A 12,251-nucleotide genomic window follows, 5' to 3' on the forward strand; every position below is an offset into this window, starting at 1 on the left:
GACTGTCCACGACGCTTTCCATGAAAAGAACGCGGCTTACCGGCAAGCTTCACACATTAGAAAACCCCGCTCCGGCGGGGTTTTTGCTTTATGGGTGGGGCAAAGAGGAATGATTGTCCACGACGCCTTCTATGAAAAGAACGCGGCTTACCGGTCAGCTTCACACATTAGAAAACCCCGCTTCGGCGGGGTTTTTGCTTTATGGGCGGGATGAAGATGAATGACTGTCCACGACGCTTTCCATGAAAAGAACGCGGCTTGATGTTCGGTATCAACGGGGATGTGAAAAACAAACGCAGACAGGGAAATACAGATGCAGAGACAGGCGAGCCAGCAGGCCCGCCCGGTGAGCGTACGTCAGGCGGCGTCTTCCTCGGCCAGGCGCACTTCGGCTTCAGCGATAATGGCTTCCAGCTCGCTGAGCATGCAATCGTAGGTAAATTCTTGTTGCGCTCCGGCGCGTGTATGCGCTTCCTGCAGGGCGGGTGAAGCAGTCAACTTCGTGACTTTATTTTGCTGTGTGATAGTACTCATTTTATGACTCCTGATGCAGCGTTCTGCATCTTCTGTTACACCGGCAAATCTACCAGTAAAGCGCGCAGCGGCGAATCCGCAATAAGGGTTATGTTAGCCTCGTCACGAATAAACGCGCCGTCTCCGCAGGTTAATGCCTCTTTGTCTTCCGTTTCGGTTTTCACGTGGACCGTGCCGTGGATCGACTGTAAATAGGCGCGTGGCCCGTTCAGGGGCATACTGACCGATTCCCCTTCATTCAGTGCGATATGCCACAACCACACCTGCTGGCGCAGTTGCAGGCTGCCATCCGCGCCATCCGGCGAGGCGAGAAGCTGGCGTGCCTGCGGGCCGACCGCGATTTTCTGCACCGTCGGGTTTTCCCGCTCCGGGCAGGCGTCGAGCCAGAGCTGCATCCGCGTCAGCGAATGGTCTTTGCTCAGGTTATGCTCGCTGTAGCTCACACCCGGCTGGGTCGCGAGCAGTAGCGCGTCGCCCGCTTTCGCGCGCAGATGGTTGCCGTCGCTGTCGCGATATTCCGCTTCGCCGTCGAGGATCAGGTTCAAGATATCGACTTTCGGGTAGGTACGCGGCTGGAACGCGGCGCCGGGCGCCAGCACTTCCTGGTTCAGTACGCGCAGTGAGGCGTAGCCCAGCAGTTTCGGATCGAAGTAGTGGCCAAAGGAAAAGGTATAGCGAGCCTGCAGCCATCCATAGTCAGCTTGCCCACACTGTTTGGCTGTTCTCGTAATAATCATAATTTTACCTCTCTTGACAGGCTTTTATGTTAAGGGTGTGGACGCTGCATTGTTAGCCAGTTAATCTGCTGGGTATATTCAAATTTCCTGAACGAGAACCTGATGGCTAAAGAAAGGGCATTGACGCTTGAGGCGCTGCGCGTGATGGACGCTATCGACCGGCGCGGCAGTTTCGCCGCCGCGGCTGACGAACTGGGCCGCGTGCCGTCTGCGCTGAGCTACACCATGCAGAAGCTGGAAGAAGAGCTGGATGTGGTGCTGTTTGACCGCTCCGGGCACCGCACTAAATTCACCAATGTCGGACGCATGCTGCTGGAGCGCGGACGCGTGTTGCTGGAGGCGGCGGATAAGCTCACCACGGACGCTGAAGCGCTGGCGCGCGGCTGGGAGACGCACCTGACTATCGTCGCTGAGGCGCTGGTGCCTACGCCGTGCCTGTTCCCGCTGGTGGATAAACTCGCCGCCAAAGCCAACACGCAGCTCTCGTTCATTACCGAAGTGCTGGCGGGTGCCTGGGAGCGGCTGGAGCAGGGGCGCGCCGATATTGTCATCGCGCCGGATATGCACTTTCGCTCGTCGTCGGAGATCAACTCCCGCAAGCTGTATACGCTGATGAATGTCTATGTAGCCGCGCCGGATCACCCGATTCACGACGAGCCGGAGCCGCTGTCAGAAGTGACGCGCGTGAAGTATCGCGGCGTGGCGGTGGCGGACACCGCGCGCGAACGCCCGGTGCTGACGGTGCAGTTGCTGGATAAACAGCCGAGGCTGACGGTGACATCCATCGAAGATAAGCGCCAGGCGCTCCTTGCCGGGCTTGGCGTGGCGACGATGCCGTATCCGCTGGTGGAAAAAGATATCGCCGAAGGGCGGCTGCGCGTCGTCAGCCCGGAGTCCACCAGCGAAGTGGACATTATTATGGCCTGGCGGCGCGACAGCATGGGCGAGGCGAAAGCCTGGTGCCTGCGCGAAATCCCCAAACTCTTTAACGTGAAGCGTTAATCCGCCGGATGACGCCATTGCAGCGTAGCCGGAAGGTAACGCTGCAGCGGCGTCGGTTCTTTGTCATCCACCAGTTGGGTGATCATCTCAAAGCAGTCCAGCGCCAGCTGGCGGCAATCCTGCTGCACGGTGTCGATGCGCACCGACAGCGAATCATAGAGATAGTGATCGTCAAAGCTCGCCAGATGGATATTGCTTTCCAGCAGGCGATGCTGGCTCATGTAGCGCAGCACCCCTTCCAGCAGGCCGCAGGCGGCGGTAAACAGTGCTTTCGGCGGGCGTCCCAGCCGGGCGCAGAGCGCGGCGAACATCTCATAGCCGCTGCTCGGATGATAATTGCCGTGAATGATCCACTCGGGGCGTAGCTCAACGCCCGCCCGCGCCAGCCCTTGCTTGAAACCTTCCAGACGATCGCGAGTCGGCGAAAGACGCGGCTGGCCGCCAAGAAAATAGAACTCGTCCGGGTGCTGGCGCGCGATGCGCTCCACCAGATCGGCGGTCGGGGTAATGGAATCGGTGATCACCAGCGGCAGTTGGGTGTCGTTCATATGGCGGTCGAACAGCACCACCGGAAGCTGCTCGCTGAGCTTCACATAGTCGCTGTCGCTCAACATGCTGGAGGCGACGATAAGCCCGTCGACCTGGCGCGACACCAGGTTATTGACCACCACCGTCTCCTGACCCGGATTTTCATCGGTACAGGAGATAAGCAGCTGTAGCCCCGCCTCGCGGCACAAGGTTTCCAGCTCGTAAGAAAACACCGCGAAACCGTAGTTGGTTATCTCCGGCACCACCAGGCCCAGCGTATGGCTGCGGTTGTCGCGCAGCAGACGGGCGTGGATGCTCGGCTGATAGTGATGCTGCTGGGCGATAGCCAGAACGCGCTCGCGCGTCTCCTGCGCCACGCGCAGCTCTTTGCCTCGTCCATTGAGCACCAGGCTGGCGGTGGCTTTGGAAACCCCCGCCAGGGCGGCGATATCACTGATGGTAACGCGTTTGGTTTTTCGCACGGCTTCGGTTCGGTGAGTGGTCAAACCTTCATTCTACCATGCAGGCGCGTAACGACCAGTAGCGCAGCCGGAGATGCGCGTCGCCTTCAAAACCAAGCGTCGCGTTGGCCGCCGGGAAATAGCGGCTGCTCATCACGCCTTCGCCGTCGTTAATGAAAATCTCAACGCTGGAACGGTCGCACAGAATATGCAGGCGCCGGGCGTCGCCCTGCCAGTAGCGATACTGCCATTCGCCGGTGGCGAGGCTCCGGCGTGAAAGCCGCAGGCCCTCGCGCGTCCATTCCAGGCGCAGAGTGGCGGCGAAATCGAGCGTGACGTCGCCCTGCGTCTCCAGCATCAGCTCCAGGCTTTCCGCCGCGAGCGGCGAGAGCGTGGCGGCCACGCCCTCCAGACGCCGCTCCTCGCCGCGCAGCGCGGAAAGCTCGCGCACCGGCTGCTGGCAGAGCAAGCCATCGCGAAGCGAGAGTTCGCGCGGGCAGGTCATCTGGTGGATCCAGCCCTGCGCCACCGTTGGCTGCAACATCTCTTCGCCGTCCGGCACGCCCATCCAGCCGATAAGTAACCGGCGGCCATCGTCGGCCAGCGTGGTTTGCGGCGCGTAAAACTCAAAACCGGCGTCCAGCTCCACCAGCGGGCCGTGACGAAATTCCGGCGTGTCGTAATCAAGCTCGCCGCACAGGTACGCGCTCGGGTAGGTGTTGAGATAGCGTTTTTCTTCGCGCGTCACCCCCTGCGGGCAGGTGATCAGAATCGCTTTGCCGTCCAGCATGAAGAGATCCGGGCACTCCCACATGTAACCCGCCTCGCCAAGCCCGCCGAGCGTGCTGCCGGCGATCTCGCCCAGGTTTTCCCAGTTCCACAGATTATCGGAGCGCAGCAGCAGCACTTTGCCCTGCAATTCCAGATCCTGCGCGCCCAGCACCATGTACCAGTGCTCGCCGTGACGCCAGACTTTCGGGTCGCGCACGTGGCCGGTATAGCCGCCGGGCAGCGGCATCACCGGGCCGAGCTTGTCAAAACCGCCGTCCGCGTTCTGCACCGCCAGACACTGCCAGGCGGTGCGGGTGCCATCGTCAAACTTTACGTTGCCGGTATAGCAGAGCGTCAGTCGCCCGTTGTCATCCACCGCGCTGCCGGAATAACAGCCGCTGCGGTCATACTCTTCATCCGGCATCAGCGCCAGCGGCTCGTGTTGCCAGTGCGTCAGATCCGCCGAGCTCCAGTGCCCCCAGCATTTATGCTGATGCGCACAGCCCAGCGGGTTCCACTGATAAAACAGGTGGTAGCGCCCCTGAAAATGGATAAAACCGTTTGGGTCGTTCATCAGGCCCGTCACCGGCGCCAGATGCCAGCGCGGATAGTGGCGATCGCCAAGCGCGACCGGCTGGCCTTTCATCACAGCCTGTAAAATGGCAGGCAGCAGCGTGCGGGTGGTCATTATTCAGCGTCCGTTTTGTATTTCCACAGGTAAGAGACCGCAAAGGCGATACAGAAGGCGATCGCCATGCCGATGACATAATTCAGCAGCGAGCTGGCCTGAACAATCGCCATACCGGGAATCCCGGTCAGGCCGACCGCCGTCATGCCGACATGGGTGGAGACAACCCACGCGCCGCCCGCCGCACCGCCGATAAGCCCGGAGATAAACGGCTTCACGAAGCGCAGGTTGACCCCGAAAATGGCCGCCTCGGTAATGCCGAGCAGCGCCGAAAAACCCGACGGCAGCGTAATGGCTTTGACTTTGGCATCTTTGGTTTTAAACCACACCGCCAGACACGCGCCGCCCTGCGCCACGTTCGCCATCGCCCAGATGGGCAGCAGGAAATTAACGCCAATAGACGGGTTGCCAAGCAGCCCGGCTTCAATCGCATGGAAGCTGTGATGCACGCCGGTAATTACAATCACCGAGTAAAGCCCGCCAAACAGCAGCCCCGCGAGCCAGCCCGCGTGAGTAATCAGCGTGCTTAACACCAGCGAGATACCGTCGCCCAGCGCGCGGCCCGCCGGGCCAATCACCAGCAGCGCCACGAAACCGGAAATAATCACGGTAAAGAAGGGGGTCAGGATGAGATCCAGCGCGTCCGGGATAATCCGGCGCAGCTGTTTTTCCAGAATACTCATAAACCACACCGCCAGCAGGACCGGGAAAACCGTGCCCTGGTAGCCAATCATCGCGACTTCAATCCCGAAGAAGTTCATGGTGTGAAAGCCCGCCGCCACGCCCCAGGCGTTGGTGAGCGCCGGGTGGGTGAGAATGCCGCCAAGCGTCGCGCCCAGATACGGGTTGCCGCCGAATTCCCGCGCGGCGGTAAAACCAATCAGGATAGGGAGAATGATAAACGCCGCCGAGCTGCACATATCCAGCATGATATAGAGCGCGTTATCCGGGCTGACCCAGCCGTAGGTTTTCACCATGCCGAGCAGGCCCATCAGCAGGCCGGACGCCACAATCGCCGGAATGATCGGCACAAAAATGTTGGAGAGCAGGCGGGCGATGCGCTGGAACGGGTTCAGCTTGCGGGCCGCCACGCTTGCGGCTTCCGATTTGCTCGATTCGCTGATACCGGCGACCGCGATAAACGCGGCATAGACTTTATTGACCACGCCCGTGCCGAAAATAATTTGCAGCTGGCCTGCGTTGCGAAAACAGCCTTTCACGCCCTCGACATTGCCGATGGCGGCGGTGTCGGCTTTGGCGTCATCTACCAGCACCAGCCGCAGACGCGTGGCGCAGTGGGCGGCGCTGGCGATATTCTCTTTGCCGCCGAGCAGCGGCAGAAGCGAGCGGGCAATCTGTTCAAAATCCATAACAACCTCAGTCTTGTGGTTTTTTATGTTGTCGGCAATACGCAGGCCCCCGCGCAACAGGGGCCGTTTTTATCAGAACCAGGTTTCCATCTGTACGCCGAAGTTCCATTCACCGCCGGCGGTAAAGCCGGTGCTGCCAAAGGCATCATTGCTGGCGTAGTTATCCAGGCGATGATCCCAGTCCATCCAGGTGGCGAACAGGCGCAGTTCCGGACGCTTGAGGAATTCGCCCACGTCGCCCGCTTTCAGCGTCGGCGCAAAGGTCAGCTTATAGAAGTTGCCGCTGACCGCGTTGCGGTCGTTGTAACCTTTCGGGCGCAGATCCATGTACTGATAGCTGCCCTCGTACTGCAGCTCAAAGTTCTGGTTAATCTCCTGAATGAGGCGCAGGTTGGCGGTCGCCCACTGGTAGCTGTCGCCTTTGACGTAGCGATCTTTACTGCTCTGCGCCAGCACCGCCGGTGCGATATGCCAGCCGCCGCCGAGCGGCGTCATGCCGTAGGTCGCGAGACGCCAGGTATCGGCCTGCGGCAGCAGCGCGCCATCGGAGCCGATGGATTTCACTTCCGCGCCAAGGCCGTGGCCATACAGCAGTGCGGTTTTCGAGGAGCCGTCGCTCAGACCGTAGAAGCTGTCGTTATGCAGGCCGAGCAGCGCATGCACGCCATCTTCCGCCGCGTCTTTTTTCACGCGGTTGCCCTCGATATCCACGCGGTCTTCGTTATCTTTGGCGCGCATCCCGCTCACCATCAGCTGTACCGGCCCGACGTAGTTATTGAGCGTCAGGATATAGTTCTGGGCGGTGTTTTCGCTGTTTTCGATATCGCCGAAGGTGCGGCCATACAGTGAGAAGTTACTGCGGGCGTTATCGCTCCAGCGCATGTCGTAGATACCCGCACCTGTACCGGCGAGGAACACCACGTCGGAGTCGATCCAGTGGATATCGAAGTTATCACGATCGAAGCGTTTACCGGCCCAGACGGTGGCATCTTTAAACGCGCCGGTGAAGGTCGGCAGGTGACCGAGTTCGGTGAACGCCTGGCGCACGTTGAGATCGCTGGTGGAGGCCGTCCAGTCGTTATAGCTGCGCTGACCGTCAGCGACCATCACTTTAAAGCGCGTGGTGGCGCCGTTCGCCAGCGTCTGTTTGTGCTCCAGGTTCATCTCAAGGTAAGTGTCGGGCTCATTGCCGAGACGCCCGACGTGACCGCCGGTTTCACCCGCTGGCGTGAAGGACGGGCCGCCCTGCGTTTTCGCGGCGGAATCGTTCATCAGCAGGCCCGAGCGGGCGTAGCCGTGGAATTCAAACCCGCTGTTATCCGCCGTTTGCGTGGCGGGCTGCGGCGCAGGTTGCGCGGCGACAGGCTGAACCGGCGGCTGCGCTTTTTGTTGCGCGGCAAGCGCCTGTGCCTGACGCTCTGCGGCTTCAGCGCGGGTTTCCGCCGCGCTGGCGCGCTGTTCAGCCGCCTGAAGACGTTGTTCCAGCGCGGCGAGACGCGCCTCAATGCTGGACATATTGCTGTCGGCAAAGGCGGCGGGAGTACCGGCCATTAAGCCAAGGGTAAGGGCAAGCGTACTTTTTTTAATCATGGTATGGCATCCCTGAGAAGGCGTTATCATCATTATGCAGACTTGCTAAACCGGTTTAGGCGGCAATCATAATCACGGCTTATTTTTACTGGCAATGAAATTAGCTAAACCGGTTTAGTGATTGTGATGAGGTTCGCAAAACGAGCCGCGGCAGCGGCTCATAGGATCAGGCGAGGTGTGGTTGTAGATCGTTAAGGCGGGGCAGGGCGGTCATCGCGCCTTTGGCAGTGGTCGCAAGCGCGCCGCAGGCCTGGGCTGCGGCAATCACGGGCGCAAGCTGTGCGGCGCTTTGCGGCAGGCCTTGCGCGGCAAGGCTCCAGAGCAGCCCGGCAACGAAAGCGTCGCCCGCGCCGGTGGTATCGACGCACTCGACCGGCACCGCCGGGTAGTGGTGCAGTTCACCGTTGAAGCAGGCATCGACGCCTTCTGCGCCGCGGGTGATCAGCAGCAGCGGGATCGCGTAGCGGCGTGCCAGCGCCAGGGCGCTTTCTTCGTCATCCGCTCCGGCAATAAACGCCAGCTCTTCCAGTGAGAGTTTCACCACATCTGCCAGTGCCAGCGCGCGCTCAATGCATTCACGCAGCTGCGCGGTATCTGGCCACAGATCTTCGCGGATATTCGGGTCGAAACTGACAAACCCGCCCGCACGCTTAATGCGCGCCATCGCTTCAAATGCGGTGTCTCGCGAGGGCTGGGCGCAGAGTGCAATTGAGCAGACGTGCAGCCACTCGCCTGCGCCGAACGGCGGTAAGTCGTCGGCGTTAAGAAACAGATCGGCGGACGGGCGCACCATAAAGGTAAACGAGCGTTCGCCACGGTCATCCAGCGCCACCACGACCGTCGAGGTGCGGTGCGCCGGGTCCTGATGCATGGCGCCGGTATCGACATTTTCCTCTTTCAGCGTCTGCGTCATAAATGCCCCGAACGGGTCGTGCCCGACGCGACCGATAAATCCGCTCGCGCCGCCAAGCCGCGCCACGCCGACCGCGACGTTGGCGGGGGCACCGCCAGGGCATTGCAGTAACCGGCCGTGACCGTCGGGCAGCAGATCCACCACGGCATCTCCAAGCGCCCATACTTTTGCTGACATGCGTATCTCCTTCGATTCATCCTGCGCTAAACAATAGTTAAACCGGTTTAGCTAATCAACACTCTTTATGCGCTTAGGAGGCGGCGATGTGGAAGAAGAGCAGAAACGTGCCGCGCCGGAACGCGGCCAGAGGATCAGTGATGATGTTTCGGGTCTGGGCCGAAGCGGTTTTCGCCGTGGGTGCCTTCCTGGGTGTTGAAGGCAAGGATCATCAGCCAGCCGATAACCGGGATCAGCAGGACGAACAGCCACCGCGCGGTGCGGTCTGTATCATGCAGGCGGCGGAACTGTACCGCCAGCGCGGGCAGCAACACGGCCAGCCCATAAATCAGCGTGAGCAGCCCTTGTTCACCGATAACGCGCAGCCCAAGTATGGTATCGAGCGCCACCATGACGCCCGCCAGAATGAGATTTACCAGGGTGAACATCCAGTACTCTTTACGACGCGCCCGGCCGGTAAACCCGAGGTAATTTCTAAACGCTTTTATGTACCAGTACATCTGTTCTCGCCTCCCTTGCCATCAATCACTTGTTTTTAAAGCGATCGCTTAACTAAATGCTAGCTGTCGGGAAGGGAAACGGCCTGAGGGAAAATGCAAAGTGTGAGCGCCGTCGGAACGGCGCATTTTTCAGAAGAGGCTTAGGGCGAAGCGGATTAGCGGAAGCGCTCATCGCGCCCGTGCGGCTCATTAAGATCCTGCCAGGGGCCGATGGAGATAATACCGGTCGGGTTAATGGTTTTGTGGCTGCAAAAATAGTGGTGGCGGATATGCCCGAAATCCACGGTTTCCGCGATGCCCGGCATCTGGTAAATCTCGCGCAGGAAACCATGCAGGTTCAGATAATCGCTGATGCGATGCTTGTCGCATTTGAAATGCGTCACGTAGACCGGGTCAAAACGCACAAGCGTCGTCCACAGACGAATATCGGCTTCGGTGAGCTGGTCGCCTGCGAGATAACGCTGCTGACCGAGGATCTGCTCAAGCCGGGACAGCGAGGCGAACACCTGTTCCACCGCTTCGTCATACGCCTGCTGGCTGGTGGCGAAGCCCGCTTTATAAACGCCGTTATTCACCGTGTCGTAAATCCAGCCGTTCAGCTCGTCGATTTCTGCGCGTAGCGCCTGCGGATAGTAATCGCCTGCACGTGCGCCGAGTGCGTCAAAGGCGCTGTTGAACATACGAATGATATCGGCGGATTCGTTGCTGACGATGGTCTGGCGTTCTTTATCCCACAGCACAGGAACGGTGACGCGCCCGGAGTAGTGCGGATCGGCCTGGAGATAAAGCTGATAGAGAAAATCGTGCTGATACAGCGTGTCGCCGGTCGCTGCCGGGAAATCGTCGCCGAAGGTCCAGCCGTTTTCCAGCATCAGCGGGTGCACGACCGAGACGGAGATAAACGACTCCAGCCCTTTCAGCGCGCGCAGAATTAACGTGCGGTGTGCCCACGGACAGGCGAGTGAGACGTAAAGATGGTAGCGATCTTTTTGCGCTGCAAAGCCGCCTTCGCCTGTCGGGCCTGGTTCGCCGTCCGGAGTGACCCAGTTGCGGTACGCCGACGAGGAGCGCTTAAAGCGGCCGCCGGTGGATTTGGTGTCATACCAGGTGTCGTGCCAGACGCCGTCAATCAGTTGTCCCATGTTGCTCTCCTGTCAGAATGCTTTCCTCAGTATGGCAAAAAGGCAGGCGGTGAGGGCCGCCTGCCGTGAAATCAGTTACCAGTTTTTCTTCAGCAGACGATCCAGGCTGTACGCGCCAGGACCCATCAGCGCCAGCAGCAGATAGCCACCTGCGATGGAGAAGTTCTTCATAAACATGATGGAGTTAACGCCTTCCGCGAAGTTGCTGTGGAACAGGAACGCGGTCAGCAGCGTAAACACAGCGGTAATCAGCGCCGTGGTGCGGGTCAGAAAACCGAAGAGAATCGCCAGACCGCCGCCGAACTCAAGCAGGATAACCAGCGGCAGAATAAAGCCCGGCACGCCCATCGCTTCCATATACTGCTGCGTACCGGCATAGCCGGTAATTTTGCCAAAGCCAGAGACGATAAACAGAATCGGCATCAGAATACGTGCCACCAGTACGCCAGCATCTTCGAATTTTTTCATTTTACTCTCCAGAAATCCCGCTTCATCACGCAAGGTTAATTGTCTTTAAAAGGTTGCATTCCGCGGGGTTATCCGCGTTCCGCCGTTGATGGAAAGCATCATAGGGTGGGCGTAGTGGGAATGTAAGCAAGGAAAACTGGCAGATTTGTTCAAAAATTTTGATTTCAGTGTAAAGCGATCACGTTTTGGATAGCCTTATTATTTAACAAGATTAACCACAAATTAATAACGATAAATTAAGATAACTCCTTCAGTATTTCTAAAGGAATAATTTAGATGTAATTACTTTATAAATATAAAGTCGACAATTATTATTTTTATGAATTCATGAAAAGAAATCTTTTTTTAGAAAACTATGACCATCTTGGGGTTTAAAGTCTTTTTAATAAGAGATGTCTCAAATAAGACAGACTTTTTTATGACTTCAATAGGTGTGAGTCGGTAAAATGTCATTCATTGATCGTTTAAAGTGATCAATTGAAAGCGATGAATTTACGGACTTTCATCTGTTTTTTTGATGCACATCGTAAACTGCCTGTTTACGATAATTTAACCCTAAGTAGCTTTCTTGTCCGGCACGTCTCTGTACCGGGAACTAAATAATGGATGGAATAATGAAAAAGACTCTTCTGGCAGTCGTGCTGGCGGGTATCGCATCTCATGCGATGGCGGCGGATTCAACGGATTTAACGGTTAAAGGCGTACTGGTTAATGCTGCATGTACACCAACTCTGGATAAAAGCGAAGTGAACTTCGGTCATATTCCTGTAGCCAGTCTTGATGCGACCAATGCAAACCAGCTGGGCTCGAAAGACGTCACGCTGACTATCACCTGCGATAGCGCTATGGTGATGGGCTGGACTACCGTCGATGGCCGTACCGATTCCCTGCAGTCGCTCAGCCTCACCAGCGCTGGCGCGGACGACAGCAGCGTGGCGGATGCCACTACAGAGTATGGTCTGGGTAAAGCGGGCACCGTCAACATGGGCGCGTATGCTATTGCCGCTAAAACGACGGGCGTCACCTATGACGGCACCGCGGGCGATCTGCTGGAAGCCGATAATGTCGGTAACGGCAATGCGACGGCCTGGAAGAAAAGCACTACGGGCGTAACGAAACCGGGTGCGCGTACTTTTACCACCGCAGTGACCGGCGAAGTCGCGCCGAAAGCGTTCAAAGTGGGCGTATTCCCGCTGAAAGTGACCGCTGCGGTACAGGGTACCGATATTCTGAAGATCACCGACGATACTGACCTGGATGGTCTGGCGACGATTTCGCTGAGCTATATCTAATCAAAAATCTGGCGGATAAATACAGATGTTAAACCGCAATGTATTGTCCTGAGGGTAAATGCTTAAAAAACGCCAGAA

12 protein-coding genes are annotated in these 12,251 nt (G+C 58.1%); 2 read left to right on the forward strand and 10 right to left on the reverse strand.

The window, feature by feature from the left end:
• Nucleotides 1-357: 357 nt before the first annotated feature.
• Together ACUW6V_RS19170 and ACUW6V_RS19175 are read right to left on the reverse strand one after the other, a co-directional pair.
• Nucleotides 358-534, reverse strand: a complete 177-nt coding sequence (locus ACUW6V_RS19170) for a hypothetical protein (protein WP_012125942.1) — start codon at nt 532-534, stop codon at nt 358-360.
• Between the two features lie 35 nt (nt 535-569).
• Nucleotides 570-1,271 carry a pirin family protein gene (locus tag ACUW6V_RS19175; RefSeq protein WP_004385840.1) on the reverse strand — a complete coding sequence of 234 codons (702 nt, stop codon included), beginning with the start codon at nt 1,269-1,271 and terminating at the stop codon, nt 570-572.
• Nucleotides 1,272-1,373: 102 nt separating this feature from the next.
• Here ACUW6V_RS19175 and yhaJ point away from each other — a divergent pair, with 102 nt between their 5' ends.
• Nucleotides 1,374-2,273 carry a DNA-binding transcriptional regulator YhaJ gene (yhaJ, locus tag ACUW6V_RS19180; RefSeq protein ID WP_004385839.1) on the forward strand — a complete coding sequence of 300 codons (900 nt, stop codon included), beginning with the start codon at nt 1,374-1,376 and terminating at the stop codon, nt 2,271-2,273.
• Here yhaJ and ACUW6V_RS19185 read toward each other — a convergent pair.
• The 8 genes from ACUW6V_RS19185 to ACUW6V_RS19220 all read right to left on the reverse strand — a co-directional run bounded on the left by ACUW6V_RS19185 (nt 2,270) and on the right by ACUW6V_RS19220 (nt 10,881).
• Nucleotides 2,270-3,283 (reverse strand): LacI family DNA-binding transcriptional regulator, encoded by a 1,014-nt coding sequence (locus ACUW6V_RS19185; RefSeq protein WP_105568313.1) that lies wholly within the window; start codon nt 3,281-3,283, stop codon nt 2,270-2,272. The two genes, yhaJ and ACUW6V_RS19185, sit on opposite strands and share 4 nt — an antisense overlap.
• A gap of 28 nt (nt 3,284-3,311) precedes the next feature.
• Nucleotides 3,312-4,721, reverse strand: a complete 1,410-nt coding sequence (locus tag ACUW6V_RS19190) for a sucrose-6-phosphate hydrolase (RefSeq protein ID WP_012125939.1) — start codon at nt 4,719-4,721, stop codon at nt 3,312-3,314.
• Nucleotides 4,721-6,091 (reverse strand): sucrose-specific PTS transporter subunit IIBC, encoded by a 1,371-nt coding sequence (locus tag ACUW6V_RS19195; protein ID WP_007854161.1) that lies wholly within the window; start codon nt 6,089-6,091, stop codon nt 4,721-4,723. Before ACUW6V_RS19195 ends, ACUW6V_RS19190 begins: the two co-directional genes overlap by 1 nt.
• Before the next feature lie 72 nt (nt 6,092-6,163).
• Nucleotides 6,164-7,681, reverse strand: a complete 1,518-nt coding sequence (locus tag ACUW6V_RS19200; protein ID WP_014729737.1) for a carbohydrate porin — start codon at nt 7,679-7,681, stop codon at nt 6,164-6,166.
• Nucleotides 7,682-7,847: 166 nt separating this feature from the next.
• Complete coding sequence (locus ACUW6V_RS19205) at nt 7,848-8,771, reverse strand: aminoimidazole riboside kinase (RefSeq protein WP_454038779.1); 924 nt, start codon at nt 8,769-8,771, stop codon at nt 7,848-7,850.
• 134 nt (nt 8,772-8,905) lie between these two features.
• Entirely contained in the window at nt 8,906-9,271 is a 366-nt protein-coding gene (locus ACUW6V_RS19210; protein WP_004385834.1) for a DUF805 domain-containing protein, read from the reverse strand.
• Between the two features lie 155 nt (nt 9,272-9,426).
• Nucleotides 9,427-10,413 carry a glutathione S-transferase family protein gene (locus tag ACUW6V_RS19215; RefSeq protein WP_015387061.1) on the reverse strand — a complete coding sequence of 329 codons (987 nt, stop codon included), beginning with the start codon at nt 10,411-10,413 and terminating at the stop codon, nt 9,427-9,429.
• A 75-nt stretch (nt 10,414-10,488) separates the two neighbouring features.
• Complete coding sequence (locus ACUW6V_RS19220) at nt 10,489-10,881, reverse strand: DoxX family protein (RefSeq protein WP_004385832.1); 393 nt, start codon at nt 10,879-10,881, stop codon at nt 10,489-10,491.
• A 614-nt stretch (nt 10,882-11,495) separates the two neighbouring features.
• On the opposite strand from ACUW6V_RS19220, the gene ACUW6V_RS19225 reads away from it, so the two are divergent.
• Nucleotides 11,496-12,173, forward strand: a complete 678-nt coding sequence (locus ACUW6V_RS19225; RefSeq protein ID WP_227003032.1) for a DUF1120 domain-containing protein — start codon at nt 11,496-11,498, stop codon at nt 12,171-12,173.
• Nucleotides 12,174-12,251 lie beyond the last annotated feature (78 nt).

The sequence above is a fragment of the Cronobacter sp. 153480017-3 genome (assembly GCF_053627815.1).